The following is a 23,694-nucleotide window of genomic DNA, read 5'->3' as shown; positions in this document are numbered from 1 at the left end:
CTTAGCCTCTATGTTGATGATCGATAGGTGATATGATCTTCTTCAATTCTGGCTAAACAATGTTTTGAAAAAAAGCCTTTGCATCTTGAAAGGTGAGGCGATGAGAGCATAATGATGCCGTTTTCATATTTTTATGCGTGTATTGCTCATCATTGCTGTGATGTATGATATTGGTATTTTATGGGGGGATTATTAGGGCGTTCTGTTGGGAGCCCTTAGTGAATACGACTTGTTTTGAAAATCTCAAAATTATGGGGCTGTTGGTGATGCAAATTGGGTGATGCAAAAGAAAACAGTCAGAAAAAGACGAAAGATACCTTCAAACCGTAAAGTTTTAAACATTGTCGCGAAACACACTGTTTATAACAGTCTATAATAACTTATAATAGTCTATAATAATGCGAAAATTTTATGATGAAATCTGGACGCAGAAAACCCCTTACCGCACCTGTCATTAAATACGATTTTTCATATTCTGTCAACCGCAAAACGATTATTTTTCCTTTTTTATCGTGGAAAAAAATCTACAGAAAAAAGCTCATTCATTAGCTATGCAGCAAAATATCTTGTTTTAATGGAAAAGTTTTTGATGTGGCAAAAAACATTTTCTCCTTTGAGAAAGGCGTGGACAAGATGAAAGGAGAATTGTGGTTTTGAAATCCGTGGTATTTTATTGATGAAATTGGGAAGGCGGTGATTGGAAGGTGTTGCGGGGGCAAAGCTTTAGGTGTTGCGCAGAGGGTGTTCCGAGGGGGATGACGAGGTGGGGTGTTCCGTGGGTGGTTAGAGGCGTGATGGCTCTTCGAGTGGCTGTTGGGGTCTCTAAAGGTTTCTGTATAAAGATTTATTGAGTAAACGCTTTTTCTCCTTTGAGAAAGGCGTGGACAAGATGAAGGGAGAATTGTGGTTTTGAAATCCGTGGTATTTTATTGATGAAATTGGGAAGGCGGTGGTTGGATGGTGTTGCGGGGCAAAGCTTTAGGTGTTGGCGATTTGTGGGGGCGATTGGGGTTGTGCTGGCTGTCGTATTAGCGGTGGTGTGATGGGTGGAGGGTTATCGGTGCAGTTGTTGATGAGGGAGAAGATTGTTGGTAGGGGCTTTTTCTTTCCTTTAAGGGATGATGCTTTTAATTTTGTCAAAGATCAACGGGTTGTTTTAATGATAAGCTATTGATTTATAGTGGATATTTTATCGTTATTTATCTTGAATGAGAAACCCAGATTATGCTGAAATAAAAGCCATAGCTTTTGTCCGTCATAAGATCAGGAAAGCCATATAGAATTGTACAAGAAAAGACGTAAAATGACGATAATGAATTGTCTTAAAAGCTAAGGATGTCGCGATATTGGGCGAAGTTTATGATGAGGGTGGTTTGTTACAATGGGGGTAGAGGGGAGAATGTTGCTGTTTTAAAGAGGGGCAAAATATTTATCCTGCCCATGCCGTGAATATGCCGTGAATTATTGTCCTTTGAGGCATGGTTAAGTGAGGCCATGGGTAGATTAAGGTTAAGTCTCTTTGACAGGTTGAAGTATTTTTTTAAGGGCGTGGTGGATATTTTAAAGCTTGTTTGTTGTGCGCTTTAAGCTTGTTAATTCTATGAAATTCTATGAAAGGGCAAGCTCAGTGGATCTCAAGTGCACCCTGCCAAAAGGGGACTTTATAAAGGAGCTGGTTATAAAGAGGCATGTTATAAAAGGAGAGGGGAATCTTTATCCTGTGAGGGGGAGGAAACGATGAGTGTTTTTAGCAAAGGCTCTTTGGGGTAGAACTGTCAAAATGTTTATAAAGGGCATCAAGAATAATACGCAACGAACCAACAAGATTAGGCAGCGGTTGATCTTCTATAACAAGATAGTGTAATGCCGCATGAAAGTTGTGTTGACGATGTAGATATTGTGCTTCTTTAATCGCTTCTTGCATATCTTCATAGTGTTCCGTTGCTCTTTGGACCCATTGCTTTTTTGCTTTCTCATCTGATGCGCTGTGCGTAAAACCATCATAATAGCCGTTTGGTAAACCTTTTGCACATAAATAGTCGTTTCTAATTTGCAAGTATTGTTGTGCCGTGTCATATTGCTCTTTACTGATGCCTGATGAAGCCTCTTTATAGCCAAGCAAACAAAGACGCCCAATATAGGTCCCAACAAGCGGATTTTTCGCTTCTTCGAGGCTTAAACCAAAGTGTTTTGCACGCATTTCAATCGCAGATTGAAGCGCAGATTCGCTGGAGCTTTGGGCACGTGAAATACGTCCTTTGGGCTCTCGCTTTCCTGTTATTTTCGGTCTACCGCGTTTTTTACGTATTTTCATGAACTTAACCATTTGAATGAAAAAGAAACTGTCTGTTGATGGGGGACAGTGATGTAAAAAGCACTTGGCGCAAATATTGGGGGGAGCAAATACTTAAGAGGGGGAAAATACTTAAAAGGAGGAAAATACTGGGGGGGGGGAGTGAGCAAATACTGGGAAATATCAGCCGTTGCAGATCAAAAAACAAACGATACTAAAGGCGTTTTAAATGCAAAGAAAAGCAACGGTGTGGGGCGAAAAAATCATCTTTAAAGTGTTTCTTACCTTTTTTATCTTATCCCTATCAGTCTTATCTTCCGCCCCTATCATGCTTATTTTTTCATGGATAGCGAATTATTTGCTTTTTAAATATTTCTTAACTGTTCTTGAGAGATTGAAGGAAAATTTTTGTCAAATGTGAATGAAAAAATAAGAATGGATTTTAAGGGCATGTCATCGTCTTTCTAATGGGAAGTTTTTTCTAATGGGATTATTTGTCTCTTTTTTCACGAGCGCTTTGTGGAAACTTTTCAATTCCACTTTTGAAAGGTCATTGTTTTCTTAAGTTGGGAGCTTGTTATTTGGGTTCTCTTATTTTTTTGTTGGTGGGCGCTTTCCCAAGATATTTGATATACATCACGCTGTTAAGCATATTTTTATCCTTTATAGGAGATATGTTGTCTTCTTTTGAGTGGCAGAGAGCGGCAAAAAGCAAACCTCCGTATCCTATTATAATAGCATAAGATGCTCTATGTTTTCAAATAAAATATCGTTTATCGGCTTAAAATAAACTGTGAATGATCTCGCTATTTGGTTTGGTATTTCCTTTATAAGTATCCTTTATAGAGTATAAAATTTTCCGTTTTAATGGATCTCATCATAAGACGAGGGGATGTCGTTTAAAGGAAAGGATGCATTATCGAAAGAAGCTGTTTTTATAAGAAGAAAATGCCTTTATAAAAAGATGCTTTTATGGGAGATGCCTTGATGAATGTAGGGGCTGTATAAATGTGGGGGCTGTGAGATATTTCATCTTTAATGAAGCCTTTTTAATTAAGAAGCTTTCAAATGAGGATTAAGGTTGTTTGTCGCGCGCTTTTCATACTGGATAATCGGTTGCTTGTTCGACTTTGTGTTGTGTTGCTTTTTAAAGAGGCATGTCTTAGGGCTCTCTTTTGACCATTTCGCAAGGGTGCTCATGAAGGGTATAACGATAAAGTCCCCCAATGAAATCCATATAAAGTTTGAATACTATAAAATCTATTGAACACTTCCATTTTTACGCTTGTGAAGAAGAAAGTCCATAGCATCACACATTTTGCCAGCTCTCATTTTTGCGACAGCCCTTGGCATTTGAGACGCTTCCTTAGAGGCATTTATCATCCTTTCTTAATATTTTACTCTATATGGCTCTTTCTGCTTGTAACGCGCAAGAGACATGGTTTGGATTGGCCCAATATGGAACAGGTTTGGAATAAGACAATCCTATGCTATTTAGGGTTCTCATTTAATGTGCTAAATAATAAATTGTTATAAATCAGTATGTTATTAGTAAAATTTTACACATCATATATTTTTTAGATTGAATATTTTTGCTTGTTGAGTTTTGTGAAACATTGTCTTTTAAGGTGTGGGTCATAGATAAGGAGACACAATAGCGTTTGTGCTTGTAAGCCTGAGAGATTGTATGTTGTCGCGTATAGGGAATTTAAAAAAATAGACTTAAAAAGTCCTATAGCACGGGTTTCATGGTGAAAAGAGTGCTCGATAAATCGGTTTTTCTGGTTGCATGTTTTCAAAGAGTGAGTGGGCATTTTAGAAGTGAGAAAATATCCATATGATCGAAGATAAATCACAACACCAATCTATCCATGAGGAAAATACGGCTTTTGCATCACAGCCAGGGGTGAATCAGTCTGCAGTTTTTAAAAAATGGACGGCTCTCTCAAGAAGAGATTACGTCATCATTTTGTGTTGGGCTATCCCCTTGTTGGTGCTTTTTGCCGCGACTGTCTATATGAGCCCTTTGGAGTTTTTTCACATTATATCTAAAGAACAGCTTCAAGCACTGGAGAAAATGGAACAAGGAGATCTTCGAAAAATGACTAAGGAGATTTTGAAACAGCCTTTTGAAAATAATCCTGCTGTCTTGTTTTTGCGTAACGTAGGATGGAATGGTGTTTGGGCTTGTTTATGTTTCTTACCGCAAATGATTTGGTTTTGTCTTGTGCTGTTCTTTCCATTCTTTTTTGTCTTTAACGCCATCTCTAAACGGGATGTCAAGGAAATGATGAAGCTGTGGGATACATTGCCAGAGCAGCAACAGTTAGACAACCAATCTCTCAACAGAACACAATAGGGAAACGAGAGGCTAATTCTTTTGTAAGGAGTTTTGGAATGTTGATCACAGGAGGGTTGGGTGCTTTCATGTTTCTCGGGGAGATCATGATACTGTTTTCTACCGTCATGACAATCTTTGCACTTTATTATTCGTTGATAAAACGGACAATATTGTTGTTTTGGATGCGGCGCAAATTAAAAAAGGGTGCAGCGCAGAATTTGGGGCATAATCAGGCAGGAGGGAAAGGACAGAATACAGTTTGTGCAATAGAATTAAGCCCCCTTTCTTTTAAAGAATCTTTGGAACTTTCAAGAAAAGATTATTTTATCATCTTTTTTCTAGCCTTCATTGTGATTGTGTCTCTTACAGGTTTGATAGCTTTTTTTTCTTTTCTTATAAAATCTGCGATTGTTTTACACGGTTATATGGTTCTATTGTTTACGGTTGGCATGTTTGTCATGCAGCTTCTGTTGTGGTTCTGGCTATGGATTATTGTTTTTTTACCTGTCATTTTAATTCTCCATAGTTTCCTTCAGTATGGCGTGGAAAAAACAATGAAGAGGTTAGAAACATTTGTTTGAGCAGAGGATAAAAATGATGATTTCATATCAATGCGATAGGGGGGAAAAATGACTATTGTTATAAAATGTTTGGCTGTTTTAGGGATCACCATCATTGCCATTTTAATGGCTATAGTTATGGTCAGGCTTCCTTACCTGTTGATCAAGCATATGAGGTTATCTTTTAAAATCGCTCAAGACTTGAAAAAGAGTACGATGCAACAAAAACAAGCCATACAACAATTGCGCAATGATCAGGGAGAAATGAAAAGACACAATCTTGTGCATAAGACCCTTGATGCGAAAATGCGCTTTCTTAACTTCAAAGAATCTCTGCCTCTTTCTTCAAAAGAATGTAAAATAATCTTTTTTATCTTTGTCCTCTTTTCTGTTTTGCGGGCTGCTTGCTCTATCGCAAATTTGGTATGGTGGAAGAGTGATATGATCAGCGGGATCATGTCACTGTTGAACGCTTCTCTATGGATTGGATTTCTTCTCTTTTTTCCGATCATTTGGGTGATGTGCATAAAGTTAACAAGAAAATTGAACAAAATACTTCCACAATTGGAAGAAGCAATAAAACAACGCGATCAGGCAATTCGTATGCAGAATGGGCGTGGAGGATAAAATGACGGGTAGTCTTATAACATTAATAGCCATTTCTTTCCTGTTATATATGATCGTAAATATTTTATTGTGGGTGCCAGTTTGGACAATTTGTTACTTGTTTATCAAGCGTGCGAGGCTTTATTGTCGCGTGAAAAAGGAACTGAAATGCGTGCTGAATGAACGCGATATTGCCTTAAAACAGATCTCCCAAAAATAAAAAAGCAGCAGAATGTTTGATAAAAAACAGCTTTCTCTTGTTTGGCAAGACTATAAAAAAATATGCTATCTTTCTACGGTTATAGTGACTGCTCCAATAGTTATAACTGTTGTCGTTAAGATATGGAGAGGGCAGGACTTTGTTTCTCTTGTCGTATTCGAGCCACTAGCATGGATGCTTGCCTGTGTTTTTTTTATTCTTACCGATTGTTTTTATTATGCGTTTTATCGTGACACGTCAGTTGAACAAGATGATACGGCAATTAGAAGAAGAGGTTGAGCAGAAAGGAGCACCCGTCATATTATACGATGTGAATGAGGGAAAGTGAGCGAGGGAAAGTGAGCGAGGGAAAAAAGTGAAGAGAGGCTTTTGTTGAGCCTTGCCTTTGACTTGTTCATTAAGGTGCATGGGTGTACTTCTCGTTTTATGCTTTTTTATATTTGTGTCGTGTTTTTTAAAGAATTGGTACTTTTGCTTGAGAGGTGCTTTTGCTTGAGAGGTGCTCTTGCTTGAGTGGGGATTCTTGTGAGCTTTTAAGGGGGAAGTGAAGAGGGGCTGCTCTTGGATTTTACTTGCTGTTGGTGTTTTCTTAAAGAGTGAAAATCTTGTAACTTATTTTCTTTTATCAAGCATAAAAATGTGTCTTACCAAGCGATATTGAGAGCGAAAAATCTATACTTAAAGCAAAAGATATTCTGGTGTTTGGGGAAGAAGAGCCCATTTTTTTGCAGGTGGAGAGGCAAGACGCATAGAGAAGACGCGCCAAAAGCTTAAGTTTTTGATCAAGACGTTTTGCTCTATGGAAAGGGCAACAGTGCTTTTAAAGAGCTTGGGGTGGAGGGGGAAAATTGAAAGAAAAGAGAGACATCTATTTATTTACGAGACCGTTATTTATTTACGAGACCGCTAAGGACAGTTTCTCTCTCTCTCTGGATGAAAAAGGTTTTGTGCAATTTGGTTATGGAATTGTGAGAGACGCTGGTATACATGCGGCGGCTTGCCAAATAATTAATCCTTATCATTTTGAGGCTTTATCATTTTTGGGGGGCCAGATTGACAACGAGGCATTGAGGCAAAGGGGTGGGTTTTAAGGAAAAGAGATTGAAAATTTTTGAGGAAAAGGTAAGCGTAGGGCGTTTACGTCGTGTGCTTGAGGAAGCTTTAGATGAGGCAATGACTGAGGTTGATCTTGGCAGCGTGCTTGGCTTTCAATAGAGCACCCTTCCTTGGAAAAAAGGGTGTTTTGGCTTGTAAGCGCGCATGTATAAGCGCGTATAGGGCAAATGAATAAAATACGTAGAGGGGATTTATAGTGCTTGCATTACTCTGAGAAGGGTGCTAAGCGAATTTACCGCGCTGGTGGCGTGCTATCAAATATTGAAGAGTGGGAATTTTAGAAGTGGGGGAGTATCCGTATGATCGAAGATAAATCACAACACCAATTTGCCCATAAGGGAGATAAGGCTTTTGTATCGCAGCCAGTGTTGGATCAATCAGAAGCTTTCAAAAAATTGACGGCTCTTTCAACAGGCGATTATATCATCATTTGTTGTTTGGCTATCCTCTTGTTGGTGCTTTTTTCCGCGTCTGCCTATATGGATCCTTTGGAATTTTTTCACGTTATATCCAAAGAACAGCTCCAAGCACTGGGACAAATGAAACAAGAAAGTTTTCAGGAAAGACTTCAGGAAAGTCTTAAACACCCTTTCCAAAATCCTATAATTCAGCATGTTCTTGATGCGGGGTGGAATAGTGTTTGGGCTTTTTTATGTCTCTTACCGCAAATAATTTTTGGCGGTCTTTTTGGGTTGTTTCCGCTCTTTTTTGTCTTTAACGCCGTATTTAAACGGGATGTGAAGGAAATGATGCTACAATGGGAAACCTTGCCAGAGCAGCAACAGCTAGACAACCAATCTCTTAACAGAAGACAATAGGGGGAAAAGTGACCGCTTCTTTAATCATTGGAATGTTGATTGCCGTAGGGACGACAATTTTTATTTGTTCTACAATTTTTATGATATTCCTTTCTACCGTGAAGATCATCTTGGCCATTTATTATTCGTTGATAAAACGGACAATCTTGTTATTGGCGACGCAGCGGAAATTAAAAAAGGGTGCAGCGCAGAATTTGAGGCATTATCAGGCAGGAGGGAGAGGACAGAATACAGTTCTTACAACACAGTTGCGTGCCTTTTCTTTTCAAGAATCTTTGCTTCTCTCAAAAAAAGATTATAAAATAATCTCTTGGATGGCTTTCATTGCAGTTGCGCTTTTTATACATGCTGTGCTTTTTTCGTCTTTTACTATACGATGTGCGATTGTTTCACACAATAATCCGTTGTTTTTTTTGTTATTGATTGAAGCGCTGCCGTTTTTGTTTATTTTGGTATGTAGTGCCATCACTTTGCCTGTTATTTTAATTCTCCATAGTCTCCTTCATTATGGCGTGAAAAAAACAGTAAAGAAATTAGAAACATTTGCTTGAGAAGAGAATGAAAATGATGATTTCATATCAATGCGATAGGGGGAAAAAGTGAGCATTATGATACAATATTTGAGTTTTTTAGGGGGCATCATCATTGCCGTTTTAATGGTTATGGTTATGGTTAGGCTTCCTTACCTGTTGATCAAGCATATCAGGTTATCTTTTAAACTCGCTCAAGACTTGAAAAAGAGTACGACGCAACAAAAGCAAGCCATACAACAATTGCGCAATGATCGGGGAAAAATGAAAAGACACAATCTCGCCCATAAGACCCTTGATGCGAAAATGCGCTTTCTTAACTTCAAAGAATCTCTGCCTTTTTATTCAAAAGAATGTAAAATAATTCTTTTTATCCTTATTCTCTTTGCTGTTTTGCAATCTGCTTTCTCTATCGCAAATTTTGTATGGTGGAAAAATGATAATGTTGCCTTTATCATGCAGCTTTTGAGCTTTATATGGTTAGGGATTTTTCTCTTTTCTCCGATCATTGGGATCATGTGCATAAAGTTAACGAGAAAATTGAACAAAATACTTCCACAATTGGAAGAAGCGATACAACAACGCGATCAGGCAATGCGTATGCAGAATGTGGAAGGGGGACAAAATGACGAGTAGTCTTATAACATTAATAGCCATTTCTTTCCTGTTCTTTACGCTCTTAAGTGTTTTAATATGGGTGCCAATCGTTGTCATTTATTACCTGTTTATCAAGCGTGCGCGGTTGTATTGCCGCGTGAAAAAGGAACTGAAATGCGTGTTGAATAAACGCGATATTGCCTTAAAACAGATCTCCCAAAAATAAAAAAGCAGCAGAATGTTTGATAAAAAACAGCTTTCTCTTGTTTGTCAAGACTATAAAAAAATATTCTATCTTTCTACGGTCATGGCGACTGCGCCAATAGTTATAACTGTTGTCGTTAAAATATGGCGAGGGCAGGACTTTGTTTCCCTTGTCGTATTCGAGCCACTGGCATGGATGCTTGCCTGTGTTGTTTTATTCTTACCGATTGTTTTTATTATGCGTTTTATCGTGACACGTCAGTTGAACAAGATGATACGGCAATTAGAAGAAGAGGTTGAGCAGAAAGGAGCACCCGTCATATTATACGATGTGAGCGAGGGGAAAGTGAGCGAAGGGAAAGTGAGCGAAGGGAAAGTGAGCGAGGGGAAAGTGAGCGAGGGAAAGTGAGCGAGGGGAAAGTGAGCGAGGGAAAGTGAGCGAGAGAAAAATGAGCGAGGGGAAAGTGAGCGAGGGGAAAGTGAGCGAGGGGAAAGTGAGCGAGGGGAAAAAGTGAAGAGAGGCTTTTGTTGAGCCTTGCTTTTGACTTGTTCATTAAGGTGCATGGGTGTACTTCTCGTTTTATGCTTTTTTATATTTGTGTCGTGTTTTTTAAAGAATTGGTGCTCTTGCTTGAGAGGTGCTCTTGCTTGAGTGGTATTTTTGTTTGAGTGGGGATTCTTGTGAGCTTTTAAGGGGAAAGTGAAGAGGGGCTGCTCTTGGACTTTACTTGTTGTTTCTGTTCTCTTAAAGAGAGAAAATCTTGTAACTTATTTTCTTTTATCAAGCATAAAAATCTGTCTTACCAAGCGATATTGAGAGCGAAAAATCTATACTTAAAGCAAAAGATATTCTGGTGTTTGGGGAAGAAGAGCCCATTTTTTTGCAGTTGGAGAGGCAAGACGCATAGAGAAGTCGCGCCAAAAGCTTAAGTTTTTGATCAAGACGTTTTGCTCCATGGAAAGTGCAAAAATCTTTTAAAGAGCTTGGGGTGGAGGGGGAAAATTGAAAGAAAAGAGAGACATCTCTTTCTTTACGAGACCGTTATTTATTTACGAGACCGCTAAGGACAGGTTCTCTCTCTCTCTGGATGAAAAAGGTTTTGTGCAATTTGGTTATGGAATTGTGAGAGACGCTGGTATTCATGCGGCGGCTTGCCAAATAATTAATCCTTATCATTTTGAGGCTTTATCATTTTGGGGGGGCCAGATTGACAACGAGGCATTGAGGCAAAGGGGTGGATTTTAAGGCAAAGAGATTGAAAATTTTTGAGGAAAAGGTAAGCGTAGGGCGTTTACGTCGTGTGCTTGAGGAAGCTTTAGATAAGGGCGATGACTGAGGTTGATCTGGGACTGAGGGTGATCTTGGCCGCGTGTTTGGGCTTTCAATAGAGCACCCTTCCTTGGGAAAAGGAAATTGTGCTATCTCTCAAGTGGACTCTTCTTTACTTGCACACCCTTGGGGCTTTGACATTGCTTGCTGATGTTAACATTTGGCAGCTTTCTCATAAAAGCTTTATGGAAGATGAAAGTTTTGGCTTTGAAAAAAAATATCGAAAAAATCAATTTGGGCCGGTTTTGTTGATGATTCAAATCGTCATAAAGACAAAGCAACCTCGTTACGCTTTTCTTGCACTCGTTTGCTTCTTCTTTGGAAAGCAGCTTATCTTCCTGAAAATAAAAAGAGCACTTAGAATTTTAGAGTCAGAGACCCAAATTTGTGCAATAGAAGAAGATATTTTATGAAAATTTGATCGACGAGAAAAGAGAAGCCTTAAGACAGCAGAGGATATATTGTGGGGAATAAAAACATGATGTTTGAAGTTGATGAAAAAAAAGCACCCCTGATATTGTCTTTATAAAAGATGAGGGATACAAGCGCTTGATATTGATGAACCCTCATTCATTGTGAGGACGAAAGCTTCGGTTCATGAAAATGGCTTGAAAATTGAAACAAATGAGGGATAAAAAATGAGGGGCAATGGAAAAAATGTATCATTGGATGAGGAATTACGGTCTTTTGCGCTTGAAGAAGCGTTTCTGACACGCAAAAATTATAAAGTCATCTTTTGTATTGCTTTCATTGTGGCAGCTTTAAGAATGGCTCTTCGCTTCGTACCCATGTTGCTTGGGTGGAAGTTGGCGGAGTGGGAAGGGGATGTCGTGGCAGCTCTCTCGTTAATCATGCAGCTTATATCATGGTTTATTTTTTTGTTCATCCCTGTTGCCTTTGTGGTTCGTATCATTTTCACGGTTCTGTTGAAAGAAAAGATCGATATGTTGGAGCAAGCAATCTGGACGCGGAGAAAAACCGCTTCTCAACAAAACAGCGCATGAAGGGGCGGGGAAAATGATAGATATTAAAATGATGGATATTGTTGTTGTACTCTCGTGGGGTGTGGGCTTGACGCTTTTCACGCTGCTTTCTGCTGTGGTCGTGATGTTTATTTGGGCATTGTATTACTCTACTTTCAAGCGGGTGAGACTGTATTGCCAAGTGACAAAAGAATTAAGCCGCGTGCTTGAACAACCTATCGCTTTTGAGCCGTCTAGTGGAGAAACGCCGATGATTAAGCTGTTATCTGAGGAAAAAGAGTTTTCTCTTTCTGATGAGGAAATCTTAACGATGGAAAGTGCAACGGCGCTTTTAAAGAGTTTGGGGTGGAAGGTGGAAATTGAGGGAAAAGGGGATCATTTGGCCACCTATTATTTACCAGATCGTGAAGTGCAGTTTCTTTATAATGCTGAGAAGGGGTATCCGCGATTTGATTGTGCAATTGCGGTGGTTTCTGGTATCCATGCGGCGGCTTGCCAAACGATAGACCCTTATAATTCTGGAGGCTTGATTGCTCTTGAATTGAGTTTTGATGTGAAGGGGGTGGAAATTTTTGAAGAAAAGGTAAGCGTTGGATGTTTACGTCGTGCACTCGAGAAAGCTTTAGAAAAGGCAATGACTGAGGTTGATCTTGGCAAGATGCTTCACTCTCAATATAGAATCCTGCCTTGGGAAAACAAAACTGTGGTCCCTCGGTTGGCTTCTTATTCCCTGCGTTATCTTGCAGCTCTGGCTTTGATGGGCGATGTTGAAACTTTACACTCTTATCAGAAAAGCTTTATGGAAGGTGAGAAGCTGGGCTTTGAAACAAGCATCGAAGAGGAGCATCTGGAACGCGCAATGGTGATTGCTCAGGCGGTAGAAAAGACAAAGCAACCCAGTTACGATTTGCTTCAACAGGCGGCAAAGGATTTTTCCATGGAGGTAGAGAGCTATGAATGTTTTAGAGCTACAGATCCCAATTTGTGCAATAGAAGAAGAGATTCTTATGAAAATTTGATCGAGGAAAAAAGAGAAGAATTAAGGCAACAGGGATATTTTGTTTACGAAAAGGACGCGATTTGTGAGGTTGATGGAAAAAACTATCGTCCTCATATTCTTTACATAAAGGATGGGGAGTTAGAATATATGGATGTAGAAATTAGGGTTGAGGAAAAAATTTATTGAGAAAAATAAAGAGTTTAGATAAGTTAAAAAGAGCTTAAACCTAAAAATAGAGCGTAAAAAGCGCGAAGCGTAAAAGCAGAGGGGAACAATGCAGGAGAAAAAAGCAACATTTGAAGAGTCTTTCTTTTCATTTAGAAAATTTATGGTGTCTTCAGTGGAAAGGCGTAAAGGGGTGGGAAGGTGTAAAATAATAGGGTGCCGCTTTTTTATCATGTTTTGTACGTGCCTTATCATGATGGCTTTAGAAATTTCTGCGGGTGCAAAATCTCTGGTACAGCCGTTGCAATGGACAAGATGGGAAGGAATTGGTTCTCTTATTTTTCTCTTACCAGTGTTGATATGGTTTTGTCTTCTCACACCCCTTCCTATTTTGTGGGGCATTTGTCGTTTTAAAGAGCGTAAATTGGAAAAAATAAAGAAAAAACTAAAAGAAAAAATAAAGCAGCAAGAGATTAATCAATGAGGTTATACACATGAGGAGTGAGGCCGCGGTTTTTATTTTGTTTCTGCCGATTGGATATTTTCTTCTAAATGCAGTTACAGTTTTTGCCATTTTTGTGAATATGATTATTGTGGCGCCTTATTATTCTTTAATAAAGCGTTTGAGGCTCTATTACAGAGTGAAAAAACAAAGACGTTTGATGAAAGAACATCCACAGCGTTTTTGTTTCTTTGAAAAAAGCGGAAAAGAAAAAGAGAGAGTGCCGCAAAACTTAGCACTAGAAACACAGATAAGTTTCTATTCGTTAAAAAAATGGCTCGCTTTTTCACGCAAAGATTATATCCTCCACGCATGCCTCTCTTTCATCATTATATTTTTCAAAGCTTATGTCTATGTGATTTTCTTTAAAGGGATAGATGAGATAGATGAGAGCAGATTTGAATATTTTGCCATTCTCTTGCTTTTCTGGTTTTTTTTATCGGTATGTATTTTTGCAACGATCCCTGTTGTTGTGATCCTTCGTGAAATTTTAACTCATCGATTGAAAAAGAAAATTCAGCAATTGGAAGAAGTGACTGAAGCAACCCAATCAATCAATTTATAAAGAGAAGGGGATAAAATGCATTACGAAATGGCGGCAGCTTGGACGGTGATTTTGATCATTCTGCTGGGGGGTGTTTTTGATTTTTTCTTAACAATACCCATTGTGGCACTGTATATTTCTTTTATCAAGCGTTTGATCTCGTATTACAAGGTTACCAAACAATTAAACGCAGCGCTGAAAAAGCGCATGTAGTGCTCGTGTCATGGGGGAGGCATAAGTTTTAGATCATGCCATTGCTTCACGGCTTGGGAGGAGGGCATCGATTGTTTTTCTCATTTTACGCTGATCTCTGGGGGAATGGAGGGCGTTGGGGGAAAAGGGCTGATGGCAATGAATAGGCTGATGATAGGTTTGTAATAGGCTTGTATAGGCTTTAATGGGGCGGTTTATCGGAAGTTTGTTTGTTTTCTGTGAATTTGCAAAATCGTAAAAGCGTGAAACTGTAATAGGGCGTGTGGTTGCTCAAGAGCCGTGAGGGTTGTGGGGCGGTTGGGGAGAAAAGGTGCCAATGGAGGATGGTTGGATTGTGAAATGCGTCAAAATTGGAATGGGGAAATGGAGGGCGTTGGGGGAATGGAGGAATGGAGGACGCGCTGGGGGAATGGGGAAATGGAGGGCGTTGGGGGAAAAGGGCTGATGGCAATGAATAAGGCTGATGATAGGTTTGTAATAGGCTTGTATAGGCTTTAATGGGGCGGTTTATCGGAAGTTTGCTTGTTTTCTGTGAATTTGCAAAATCGTAAAAGCGTGAAACTGTAAAAGCGGGTGTGGTTGCTCAAGGGCTGTGAGGGTTGTGGGGCGGTTGGGGAGAAAAGGTGCCAATGGAGGATAGTTGGATTGTGAAATGCGTCAAAATTGGAATGGAGTAATGGGGAATTGGGGGAATGGGGGAAAAGGGGTGATGGCAATGAATAGGCTGGTGATAGGTTTGTAATAGGCTGATGATAGGCTTTAACGGGGCGGTTTATCGGAAGTTTGCTTGTTTTCTGTGAATTTGCAAAATCGTAAAAGCGTGAAACTGTAATAGGGCGTGTGGTTGCTCAAGAGCCGTGATGGTTGTGGGGCGGATATGGGGAGAAAAGGTGCCAATGGAGGCGTAAAGGTTGGATTGTGCAATGCGTCAAAATTGAAATGGGGGAATGGGGAATGGAGGGCGTTGGGGGAAAAGGGCTGATGGCAATGAATAAGGCTGATGATAGGTTTGTAATAGGCTTGTATAGGCTTTAATGGGGCGGTTTATCGGAAGTTTTGTTGTTTTCTGTGAATTTGCAAAATCGTAAAAACGTGAAACTGTAATAGGGTGTGTGGTTGCTTAAGAGCCGTGATGGTTGTGAGAGGGGGATAAGCCCGTGTGAGAAGGGTTAGAAAAACGTTTGGTTTTGGAGCTGTTGATATAGGCATGCTGTTTAGAGGCGTAAGGGAGGGGGATTGTTCGTTCTCAAAGCCTATGATGTAAGAGAGTATGGGCTATTCAAGAGGGTGTTCGGGTATGGATAGAGATTGAAGGGACACTGCTTCTTTGCAAAGCCATAGGTGTTGCTCATAAGTTTTGTTTATTCATATGGTTTTTTATGGCATCCAGTACCTGTTGGCTTATCTCCTTATGGGTCAGCCATCGTAAACCTTTGGGCGTTGTTTTTTGTCCTAATTGAATGGGGATAAAATCAACCTTGTTTTTGCGCGCGTACTCGAGGATCATTTGATCATGCATGTTGGAACCAAAAATATGAAGAATACATGGCGGTTTAGGCAAAAGAGCCAACTGCTCAATTAATGCGCAAGAAAATGCATAGGCGGGCGAATGAATCCATAATATGCAATATTTTAGATCATGCCATTGCTTCACAGCTTCTAAAAATTGCGCCTTTGATGCCGCACAATCATAATCCAACGACACGCACAACTGTTTGTTGTGCAATGCCTCAAGCTGGACTTTATGGGAAAGAAAGCGTGCAGCAATAATCACTTCTTGCGGCTTTAGTGATTGATACAAAGGGGCAAGCATCCCTGTGCCCCCTACCACTAAATAACGATAGTGCGCATCCTTTTTTTTCATGCCCCCTCCCTTATTACTTTAAATCCCACCTCTTTGCTTTAAAAATGTGTACATTTCATCAGCAAGTCTTTCACAACGTGTTTGTACCTCTTCACTTGTAACTTTCCAAGTACGACCTTCATCATCTGAGGAAAAATCTTCGTTGGAAGAGGCGATTTGACATTGGAGTGTATAACCATAAAGCGTGTGCACCACCGGCACTAAATGCTCACACGGTTGTGCGCATTTTTTGGCCGTACTCCCATGAGAGATAAGCCCAACAGGTTTATTTAAAAAGGCATTATAGCTCAAATTATCAAGAGCATTTTTTAAAACACCCGAATAAGACCCTTGATAAACGGGGCTTGCTAGAATAACGCCATCAGCCGCTGCAATGGTTTTTACAAACTCACGGACCGCAGCACTTGGATTAGCCTCTACCTGCTGATGATAATCTGGATCTGTCATCGGCAAGGGCTGTTCACGCAAATCAACCCACTGAAGTGATGCACCCCGCTTTATGAGGCAATCCGCTAAATAATTGGCTAAAGTTCTTGTTAAGGAAGGTTGACGCACAGACCCCAAAATAATTGCTATATTCAACAGGATTCTCCTTTATCTTTTCCCCACAAGCCTATAACGCAAGGCTTATAAAGAAGTGTGAGTAAAATGGCGCGTATCAATGCTGTTTATAAAGAGCAATTGTGCTGATATCGCATAGTTATAGAATCAATCCATGCTAACAAGATTGTTGACAAAACAACACCTCAAACTTGCAAGGGAATGTTAGTGCTTTCATTAATATTAAAATGCTTGATCTCAAGAATTGCGGCTGTCTCTCTGTCTTAGAAGCGCTTTGATGAATATATTCTAAGCTATTGGCTTGCAAGATCTCCAATGAAAAATGGAATATATCGTCATATTTTGAATGATCATTGATCCTTTTAATTGGAATAAGAAAGTTGTAAGATTTTCTCATTTCAAATGCTCTTATTGCGCGATCATTTGCAAATCAATGGAAGTTCCTTTTTTCATGTCTTAAGTGGGGGGTCCGAAAACAATTGAGAAAAGAATAAAAATGCTTCTGTCTTTTCAAGGGATAAAGGCTATCGTAGAAGCTAGATAGGGCTGTTTTTTGGGCAGGGGTGGGGTTGTCGTAGGAGCCTTAGGCTAATGGGGTTGTCCGTGTTGAGGAACGAGTTATGGCGTGGCTTGTTGCAAGGGAGGGTAAGGCTATTGTAGAGGCCGCAGGGGGCGTATATGAATGGTGCCGGATTACATTTTTTATTGAAACAATGGTGGTGATAGAGTTTATAGTAAGGGGATATATTCATGGAGGCGCTATTGTTATCCCCTTCATGGGGGCTGTTCATGAAATGGGGGTGATGCGCGTTGGTTTGGAAGTGTTGAGAGATTTCTTTAAAACAAGCACGTGAATTGGCAAAACTATTGGCAACATGAATATGCAATACGAGTATTTTCTGGGGTGTTCTGTTTGACGATAATGGATGCAATTGTGCTTTGAGAGATTATGCGTGTCCTTATAAAGTTAGGGACAAACAGTTGCATAAAAGGGAAGAGCAAATGAAGGGGGAAAATTCCACATTTTATAACAAACGGTGCTCTCTTTTTTTGGGAAAATCATTTCGTTCTTATAAAGATCATATGATTATTTGTCTTATTTCTATCCTTATTGGGATAGGTTATAAAGCTCTTTTGATCCCATTAGAAGCCAAGTGGCCGTTGAGTGTATCGCAGGATAGCACTCTTTTGGCGCTCTTTGTGCTGCGTGAAGTCATCATGGTGGTCGTTGTTGCCTTGATGCCTGTTTTATTGGTGCTTTATCTCATCTTAACGTATTTGTTGAAAAAAAAGATTCAGCAGTTAGAAGAGGCTATCCAGCAACGGGGTCACACAATCGATCAACAAAATAATCCAGTAAAAAACAATAGAGAAAAAATAAGCTGTTTTTTTATCGTATACTTTTGGTTGATATTTCTGCTAAACGTCTTTTTTCCTGCGGGTGTTGTCATGCTCATTTTAGAATTTTACTATTTTGTTTTCAAGCGCGTGAGAACGTATCGTAAAGTGAGACGGGCATTAAAACGCGTAAGATAAAGAGAGTGACAAGGCGCTTTTGTAGCTATCGTGAGGGGTAAGAGGCAATGTTTAGAAGCTCTCGTGACACAAGAAGAGGGGATGGTTGGAAAATCATCTGGCAAAGAGGATAGCCTATTTTCGTTTGTAATGAGGAGGATGCTCTTAATCATTGGGAAGAGTAACCGCGCTTTTAGAAAGTTGGGGGGTTTTATTAAAAATAAGGAAAGCGCCATGCATCGCACTTTTCGTGGTTCTTAAAAAAGCGGGCATGAGATAAAGAAATGCATTTTTCATAAAAAAAGGAAGAGCAATGAAGGGGAAAAATTCAGAATTTTATTCAGCATTTTATAATGAACTACGCTATTTTTTTGGGAAAGATTATTTTTCTGTGCGAGAGCATGTTGTCATTTGGTTCCTCTCGCTCATTATTGAGTTGTGCAACAGGATTTTCTTTCTCTCATCTTTGGGTAGCCAAGAGAACTTGACAGGGTGGTGGGATACACCTCTTTTTCTCTCTCTGTATGCGTTTTGGAAAGTTATTACAGTGTGTGTTTGGGTCTTGTTTCCAGTTCTGTACATACTCTTCATAACATTGTGGCTTTTGTTGAGAAAAAATACTCAAAAATTGAAAGAAATAAACCAGCAACGGGGTAAAATAACCGATCAAAAGGATTGGTATAAAAAAGGCGATAGAGAAAAATGGAGTGATATTCTTGTTACAATATTCGGTCTCGTGCTTATGTGCGTGACACTGTGGGTTGCTTGTATTCCTATGATGATTTTACAACTTTATTATGGTGTCTTTAAGCAGGTGAGAACGTATCGCTGTTTAAGAAAAGAACTGAAAAACGTCTTGCAAGAACAGGATACAGCGTTTGAGAAGTCATGAGAGGGAAAAATAATGAAGAAATTATGAGAGATTCAGCCTTTATAGGGATTGCTCTCTATACCATTTTGCCTCTGATATTTTTTGGTGCTCTTTCATGAGGTGTCCGTAAACATTGCTCTAAGGAGCAGTGTTGAGGGTGGCATTGAGTGAAAGAAAAGCCGATTATGGATTAGTATTGATTTAAGGGAATAAGAGCCCTTGGGGTTTAGAGCCTAGAGTGAGTGCTTGGGACTTACTTTATCGTTTGAGGCGTGAGGAAGGAACGGTTTTGCTTGTAGGGGCGCGCGGTATATGGGTTGTTTTCGTATTTTTAGGAGCCTTGTTCATTCAAGCTTTGAAATGAATTCTATTGAAGTGGGGTTGCAGGGTGATTTTCTTGAAAATAAGAGAATTTTTGGGAAGAAAAAGCTGAATTGTGACTATTGTTTACAGATTGGCGTGGTTTGAAAATCTTTATTGTTTGCAATGTGAGGAAGGTAAGAGGGTGGCAAGGTAGCAGGAATATTATAATTTTTATTATGACGCAAACCATAATGGTCTGTGTACTTTTCTTTATTCCGGTGGTATTTGGGTTTTGCATCATCATAATGCGTAAATTGGAAAAAAATCCAGAAACGAGAAGAGGCAATCTCTGTGTGATAGCAAATAAGCTCTCTGTCGCACGGGTCTTTTCAAAGAGTGAGAGGGGAATACATGAAGGAGCAAAATTGGGCATCAGAGCAAGAAACGCATAAAGGAGTGCATTCTTTTTCGCTCCAGCAAGCGTTGCTTTCAGCAAAGGATTATAAAATTATCTTTGCTATTGCGGTTCTCATTATCATGTGGAAAATGGTTCTAGAAATACCAGGTGTATTGAATTGGCAGCTGACAGGGTGGCAATATGTTGTGCATGCCGTTCTCTTTAAAACAACGGACATCATAACGGTTTGTGTTATTATTTTTATTCCGGTTATGTTACGGCTTCGCACCAAAGTGACGGGTGAGTTGCGAAAAAATATTCAGAAACTAGAAGAAGCAATCTCTGTGCGAGAGCACATAAGCTCTCTGTCGCACGGGCTTTTTTAAAGACTGAGAGGGGAAAAATGAACAGTGATCCTATAGCCGTATTTCTATTAGATCCCGGATTCTGGGTGATGATTGTTATTTGCATGATCATTATCATGCTTATTTTAGCTCTTTATATCTCTGTCTTTAAACGGATGAAAATGAATTCCCAAGTGAAAGGCGAGCTGGAAAGAGTGCTTAAAGAAAATGATCTTGCAACGCAGCAGTTTTGGAAAGATGAAGCTGTGGTGCAGGAGAGGCGTTTGCAACTAAAGGAAAAAGAGTTCTCTGCCGATTATGATGATGATGATGAAATTCTCACGATAGAAAGTGCAACAGGGCTTTTAAAAAGCTTGGGATGGTCGGTGGAAATCGAGGGAAAGGGAGATTATTTGGCAACCCTCTTTTTACCAGATCGCGAAGTGCAGTTTCTTTATAACGAGAAACGAGTGGAAGAGTTTTCGCCTTTTGATCGCGGACTTTTAATTATGAGCGGTATTTTTGCGGCGGCTTGTCAGACGATTAATCCTCATAATTCTGGGGTTGTGCCAACGGTATTTATGAATTTTGTACCCAATGGATTGGAAATTTTTGAAGAAAAAGTGAGCGTCCAGCTTTTAAAGAAAGCACTCGATAAAACTTTAAAATGGACAATGGAAGATGATTCTTTGCATGGAATGTTTCGCTCTCAATATGGTATTCCCCCTTGGGAAAAAGACTCTTTATCTTGGGCACCGGATGATGACATAGAGCTCGCACCTTATGCTTTGCTGCATCTTGCTGCTCTTGCCTTACTTGGCGATGTTGAGACTTTAGCTTCTTATGACGAAAGTTTTACGGCAGGGGAGAAGCTTGGCTTTGATGAAACCATTGAAAAAGTCCATTTGGAACGCGCGATGGTGATCGCTCAAGAAGTGAAAAGGGAAGGAAAGTTCAGTTACGATCTACTGGAACGGGTTGCTGAGAAGTGGTCTATAGCCATGGACTATCAGCTTTTCAGAGTGAGATCCCCTAATACGTGTAATCAAAAACGTGCTTTTCATAAAAAATTAGTCGAGGAGAAAAAACAAGAATTAAGGGAACAAGGATTTGATGTGAGTGATGAACAGTTCGTGTTTGAAGCAGAGGGGGTAAAACATGCTCCTGATATTACTTATATTAAAGATGGTGAACCTGCATTTATGGATATAAAAATTGATTAGTGTTGTACTCTCCTGTTGAAGAAAAGCACTCTTATTTAAAAGATGTGAAAGCGCCATGATTGAGACGCTTTCACACCTTTCTTACCAGAGCCAAATAAAGGGCTCGAAAAATCAAGAATAATAGCCAAGATTTTAAAAAATAGACTGGAAATAGCTTGATCCTCAAGAATAGGGGGAAAAATCAATTATAAATTCTACTCTCTTCTTTAAGACTGTTCTGTTGTTTTGTTAGAAAATGCTCATAAATTATCGCTTATTCAAGTGCCTTATTCAAGCGGTATGAGGGAAAGGTCCATTGACTAAAGCGCTATGGGGGGAGCTTTAAGGGTTAGAGCCTTTAAGGGTTAGAGCCTTTAAGGGTTAGAGCCTTTGTCATTTGAGGGGAGAGGAAGGCAAAAAATGGCATTTTTGAGCAGTGTTAGGGTCTTTTTCCTTTGAGGTGTTTTTTGTCTTTAAGAAGTTCTTGTCAATGAAGCAGCGCTTGTTAAGCTGCAACAACGTTTCAGTATGGTGATATTGATACAAAAATTTATATGGTATTTTTGTGTTTTTCAGTCTGCTTCATGGAGATCTGTAAGCCAATCCGATGATGTAGGGGATGCATGGTCATTTTCTTGAAACAGAGGAATTTTTGGGAAGAACAAGAAGAATAAAAGGAATTTCTGATTCTCATTGATTAAAGCGCTATGGGGGAGCTTTAAGGGTTAGAGCCTTTGTCATTTGAGGGGAGAGGAAGGCAAAAATGGCATTTTTGAGCAGTGTTAGGGTCTTTTTCCTTTGAGGTGTTTTTTGTCTTTAAGAAGTTCTTGCCAATGAAGCAGCGCTTGTTAAGCTGCAACAACGTTTCAGTATGGTGATATTGATACAAAAATTTATATGGTATTTTTGTGTTTTTCAGTCTGCTTCATGGAGATCTGTAAGCCAATCCGATGATGTAGGGGATGCATGGTCATTTTCTTGAAACAGAGGAATTTTTGGGAAGAACAAGAAGAATAAAAGGATTGCGGATTCTCATTGATTAAAGCGCTATGGGGGAGCTTTAAGGGTTAGAGCCTTTGTCATTTGAGGGGAGAGGAAGGCAAAAAATGGCATTTTTGAAGGCTGTGATATTTGGCCAATAAAAATAAAAACACAATAAAAATTAAACTAAAACAAAGGAAAAATTAAACTAAAAAAGGCCCCATTTAAAAAGGGCCTTTTTATTTAAGTTTTACAATATATACAAAATGTATATAACTTTACTTTAAGAACTTTTTGTAGCTTATACTCTAGTAGAAACAAGTTGTATGAAATATATAATAATTGATCCTAAAAAACTAGCTATTGCATTCAATAAACTTTTTCCTTTCTCGTATATATCGTTTATTGATGCTTGTTCTGATGCGCTTCTATTACTGACTCTCAGTATATTCAATGTATCCGATGTGTCCCTTACTTGTTTAACAAACTGTAAATTTGTTTTCTCAATAGTATAAGGTGCAACAATAGGAGAGGGCTGTTTATTGACTATACGATCAGATTTTTGAATCGCGAGAGCTAAACCACTTGTGATAGCCCCCGCTATGAAAAAATATCTGATATTCATAGTTTTTCTCCTATATTTATTTCGATAAATAAATATCGATACGTATCATATATAAATTCGATTTAAATAACTATAGTAAAAATACAACAATCACAAAAAAGAATAAACTTTGTCTATATTTTGACAAAATTTACCCTTAATTGCCTTAATGAATTCTTTTAGATTCGATTTTATGAAGGCGTAAAAAGGTTTGAAAGCTCTGTAGGCAAGTGGAATCCCATAAGATGGGTGATACGGCAGTCGCTAGAAAACTTCCTTTTGTGCCTTTGACCAAGGATTCATAAAAATGAGGGTTCATAAATAATGAGATGCGATGAAAATTGAGTAAAACCCTTGAAGGGAAGGATTCACTCTATTGAAGGCGGAGTGAATCCTCTTATGGATCGGATACTGCCTTATGAGGGTTTGGCAGTTTCCGTTGAGGGGAAGGATGCACTCTTTTTGAGGGCTAGAGTGCATCCTCTTATGCATTGGATACTGCCTTATGAGGGTTTGGCGGTTTCCGTTGAGGGGAAGGATGCACTCTTTTGGAGGGCTAGAGTGCATCCTCTTATGCATTGGATACTGCCTTATGAGGGTTTGGCGGTTTCCGTTGAGGGGAAGGATGCACTCTTTTGGAGGGCTAGAGTGCATCCTCTTATGGATTGGATACTGCTTCATGAGGGTTTGGCAGTTTCCGTTGAGGGGAAGGATGCACTCTTTAAGGGCTGGAGTGCATCCTCTTATGGATTGGATACTGCCTTATGAGGGTTCGGCGGTATCCGTTGAGGGGAAGGATGCACTCTTTTTAAGGCGCGGAGTGCATCCTCTTATGGATTGGATACTGCCTTATGAGGGTTTGGCAGTTTCCGTTGAGGGGAAGGATGCACTCTTTTGAGGGCTAGAGTGCATCCTCTCATGGATTGGATACTGCCTTTATTGAGGGTTTGGCAGTTTCCGTTGAGGGGAAGGATGCACTCTTTTGAAGGCGGAGTGCATCCTCTTATGGATTGGATACTGCTTCATGAGG

The 23,694-nt window shown here is 39.5% G+C and carries 30 protein-coding genes; 26 read left to right on the top strand and 4 right to left on the bottom strand.

The genetic code is table 11. From position 1 onward, the window contains the following. Positions 1 to 1,747: 1,747 nt before the first annotated feature. Entirely contained in the window at positions 1,748 to 2,314 is a 567-nt protein-coding gene (locus tag ACFILD_RS08730; protein ID WP_273790898.1) for a hypothetical protein, read from the bottom strand. Between the two features lie 1,816 nt (positions 2,315 to 4,130). Between ACFILD_RS08730 and ACFILD_RS08725 the strand changes: the two genes are divergently transcribed. The 18 genes from ACFILD_RS08725 to ACFILD_RS08640 all read left to right on the top strand — a co-directional run bounded on the left by ACFILD_RS08725 (position 4,131) and on the right by ACFILD_RS08640 (position 15,004). Beyond that, complete coding sequence (locus ACFILD_RS08725) at positions 4,131 to 4,652, top strand: hypothetical protein (RefSeq protein WP_375665130.1); 522 nt, start codon at positions 4,131 to 4,133, stop codon at positions 4,650 to 4,652. 38 nt (positions 4,653 to 4,690) lie between these two features. Further along, a complete protein-coding gene (locus tag ACFILD_RS08720) occupies positions 4,691 to 5,215 on the top strand; it encodes a hypothetical protein (RefSeq protein ID WP_273790895.1) in 525 nt (174 codons plus the stop codon). Between the two features lie 48 nt (positions 5,216 to 5,263). Continuing rightward, entirely contained in the window at positions 5,264 to 5,821 is a 558-nt protein-coding gene (locus ACFILD_RS08715; RefSeq protein ID WP_375630976.1) for a hypothetical protein, read from the top strand. A gap of 211 nt (positions 5,822 to 6,032) precedes the next feature. Then, positions 6,033 to 6,299: a hypothetical protein gene (locus ACFILD_RS08710; RefSeq protein ID WP_375665128.1), complete on the top strand. Its 267-nt coding sequence runs from the start codon at positions 6,033 to 6,035 to the stop codon at positions 6,297 to 6,299. Between the two features lie 569 nt (positions 6,300 to 6,868). Further along, a complete protein-coding gene (locus ACFILD_RS08705; RefSeq protein WP_375665126.1) occupies positions 6,869 to 7,111 on the top strand; it encodes a hypothetical protein in 243 nt (80 codons plus the stop codon). A 324-nt stretch (positions 7,112 to 7,435) separates the two neighbouring features. After that, positions 7,436 to 7,954 carry a hypothetical protein gene (locus ACFILD_RS08700; protein ID WP_375665124.1) on the top strand — a complete coding sequence of 173 codons (519 nt, stop codon included), beginning with the start codon at positions 7,436 to 7,438 and terminating at the stop codon, positions 7,952 to 7,954. Positions 7,955 to 7,962: 8 nt separating this feature from the next. Continuing rightward, entirely contained in the window at positions 7,963 to 8,505 is a 543-nt protein-coding gene (locus tag ACFILD_RS08695) for a hypothetical protein (RefSeq protein ID WP_375665122.1), read from the top strand. A gap of 57 nt (positions 8,506 to 8,562) precedes the next feature. Next, the gene (locus ACFILD_RS08690; protein ID WP_375665120.1) at positions 8,563 to 9,120 is read left to right on the top strand and encodes a hypothetical protein; all 558 of its coding nucleotides are present in this window, start codon (positions 8,563 to 8,565) and stop codon (positions 9,118 to 9,120) included. Between the two features lie 199 nt (positions 9,121 to 9,319). Further along, entirely contained in the window at positions 9,320 to 9,694 is a 375-nt protein-coding gene (locus ACFILD_RS08685; protein WP_375665118.1) for a hypothetical protein, read from the top strand. Between the two features lie 594 nt (positions 9,695 to 10,288). After that, positions 10,289 to 10,531, top strand: coding sequence for a hypothetical protein (locus ACFILD_RS08680; protein ID WP_375665117.1), 243 nt, complete (start codon positions 10,289 to 10,291; stop codon positions 10,529 to 10,531). 224 nt (positions 10,532 to 10,755) lie between these two features. After that, the gene (locus tag ACFILD_RS08675) at positions 10,756 to 11,028 is read left to right on the top strand and encodes a hypothetical protein (RefSeq protein WP_375665115.1); all 273 of its coding nucleotides are present in this window, start codon (positions 10,756 to 10,758) and stop codon (positions 11,026 to 11,028) included. Between the two features lie 225 nt (positions 11,029 to 11,253). Further along, entirely contained in the window at positions 11,254 to 11,619 is a 366-nt protein-coding gene (locus ACFILD_RS08670) for a hypothetical protein (RefSeq protein WP_375665112.1), read from the top strand. A gap of 13 nt (positions 11,620 to 11,632) precedes the next feature. Then, positions 11,633 to 12,784, top strand: a complete 1,152-nt coding sequence (locus tag ACFILD_RS08665; protein WP_375665110.1) for a DUF6990 domain-containing protein — start codon at positions 11,633 to 11,635, stop codon at positions 12,782 to 12,784. A gap of 211 nt (positions 12,785 to 12,995) precedes the next feature. Then, on the top strand, positions 12,996 to 13,247 hold the full coding sequence (locus ACFILD_RS08660) for a hypothetical protein (RefSeq protein ID WP_375663251.1): 252 nt from the start codon (positions 12,996 to 12,998) through the stop codon (positions 13,245 to 13,247). Positions 13,248 to 13,257: 10 nt separating this feature from the next. Next, the gene (locus ACFILD_RS08655) at positions 13,258 to 13,830 is read left to right on the top strand and encodes a hypothetical protein (protein ID WP_375637677.1); all 573 of its coding nucleotides are present in this window, start codon (positions 13,258 to 13,260) and stop codon (positions 13,828 to 13,830) included. Between the two features lie 15 nt (positions 13,831 to 13,845). Continuing rightward, positions 13,846 to 14,022, top strand: coding sequence for a hypothetical protein (locus ACFILD_RS08650; protein WP_273790878.1), 177 nt, complete (start codon positions 13,846 to 13,848; stop codon positions 14,020 to 14,022). 279 nt (positions 14,023 to 14,301) lie between these two features. After that, positions 14,302 to 14,520, top strand: coding sequence for a hypothetical protein (locus tag ACFILD_RS08645; protein ID WP_375665108.1), 219 nt, complete (start codon positions 14,302 to 14,304; stop codon positions 14,518 to 14,520). A 346-nt stretch (positions 14,521 to 14,866) separates the two neighbouring features. After that, positions 14,867 to 15,004 (top strand): hypothetical protein, encoded by a 138-nt coding sequence (locus ACFILD_RS08640; protein WP_375665106.1) that lies wholly within the window; start codon positions 14,867 to 14,869, stop codon positions 15,002 to 15,004. A gap of 366 nt (positions 15,005 to 15,370) precedes the next feature. On the opposite strand, the gene ACFILD_RS08635 is transcribed toward ACFILD_RS08640, so the two are convergent. Continuing rightward, on the bottom strand, positions 15,371 to 15,886 hold the full coding sequence (locus ACFILD_RS08635; RefSeq protein ID WP_375665105.1) for a short-chain dehydrogenase: 516 nt from the start codon (positions 15,884 to 15,886) through the stop codon (positions 15,371 to 15,373). A gap of 18 nt (positions 15,887 to 15,904) precedes the next feature. Next, the gene (locus tag ACFILD_RS08630) at positions 15,905 to 16,468 is read right to left on the bottom strand and encodes an NADPH-dependent FMN reductase (RefSeq protein WP_273790873.1); all 564 of its coding nucleotides are present in this window, start codon (positions 16,466 to 16,468) and stop codon (positions 15,905 to 15,907) included. Between the two features lie 599 nt (positions 16,469 to 17,067). Here ACFILD_RS08630 and ACFILD_RS08625 point away from each other — a divergent pair. The 6 genes from ACFILD_RS08625 (at position 17,068) to ACFILD_RS08600 (ending at position 21,100) form a co-directional block, all read left to right on the top strand. Further along, complete coding sequence (locus ACFILD_RS08625; RefSeq protein ID WP_375665103.1) at positions 17,068 to 17,301, top strand: hypothetical protein; 234 nt, start codon at positions 17,068 to 17,070, stop codon at positions 17,299 to 17,301. A 196-nt stretch (positions 17,302 to 17,497) separates the two neighbouring features. Then, a complete protein-coding gene (locus ACFILD_RS08620; RefSeq protein WP_375665101.1) occupies positions 17,498 to 17,983 on the top strand; it encodes a hypothetical protein in 486 nt (161 codons plus the stop codon). Positions 17,984 to 18,275: 292 nt separating this feature from the next. Next, positions 18,276 to 18,854, top strand: coding sequence for a hypothetical protein (locus ACFILD_RS08615; protein WP_375665099.1), 579 nt, complete (start codon positions 18,276 to 18,278; stop codon positions 18,852 to 18,854). Positions 18,855 to 19,071: 217 nt separating this feature from the next. Continuing rightward, positions 19,072 to 19,197: a hypothetical protein gene (locus ACFILD_RS08610; protein WP_375631441.1), complete on the top strand. Its 126-nt coding sequence runs from the start codon at positions 19,072 to 19,074 to the stop codon at positions 19,195 to 19,197. A 350-nt stretch (positions 19,198 to 19,547) separates the two neighbouring features. Further along, the gene (locus ACFILD_RS08605; protein WP_375665097.1) at positions 19,548 to 19,919 is read left to right on the top strand and encodes a hypothetical protein; all 372 of its coding nucleotides are present in this window, start codon (positions 19,548 to 19,550) and stop codon (positions 19,917 to 19,919) included. Positions 19,920 to 19,936: 17 nt separating this feature from the next. Further along, a complete protein-coding gene (locus ACFILD_RS08600; RefSeq protein ID WP_375665095.1) occupies positions 19,937 to 21,100 on the top strand; it encodes a DUF6990 domain-containing protein in 1,164 nt (387 codons plus the stop codon). A gap of 1,261 nt (positions 21,101 to 22,361) precedes the next feature. Here ACFILD_RS08600 and ACFILD_RS08595 read toward each other — a convergent pair. Further along, positions 22,362 to 22,685 (bottom strand): hypothetical protein, encoded by a 324-nt coding sequence (locus tag ACFILD_RS08595; RefSeq protein WP_273790865.1) that lies wholly within the window; start codon positions 22,683 to 22,685, stop codon positions 22,362 to 22,364. A 378-nt stretch (positions 22,686 to 23,063) separates the two neighbouring features. Between ACFILD_RS08595 and ACFILD_RS08590 the strand changes: the two genes are divergently transcribed. Together ACFILD_RS08590 and ACFILD_RS08585 are read left to right on the top strand one after the other, a co-directional pair. After that, positions 23,064 to 23,432, top strand: a complete 369-nt coding sequence (locus tag ACFILD_RS08590) for a hypothetical protein (protein WP_375665094.1) — start codon at positions 23,064 to 23,066, stop codon at positions 23,430 to 23,432. After that, positions 23,410 to 23,562: a hypothetical protein gene (locus ACFILD_RS08585; protein ID WP_375665091.1), complete on the top strand. Its 153-nt coding sequence runs from the start codon at positions 23,410 to 23,412 to the stop codon at positions 23,560 to 23,562. The genes ACFILD_RS08590 and ACFILD_RS08585 overlap by 23 nt, the downstream gene beginning before the upstream one ends. The last annotated feature ends 132 nt before the right edge of the window (positions 23,563 to 23,694 follow it).

The sequence above is a fragment of the Bartonella sp. CL162QHHD genome (assembly GCF_042195435.1).
Taxonomy (GTDB): domain Bacteria; phylum Pseudomonadota; class Alphaproteobacteria; order Rhizobiales; family Rhizobiaceae; genus Bartonella.
Note: the sequence above shows the minus strand (reverse complement) of the source record. Positions and strands in the feature narration are given on the sequence as shown.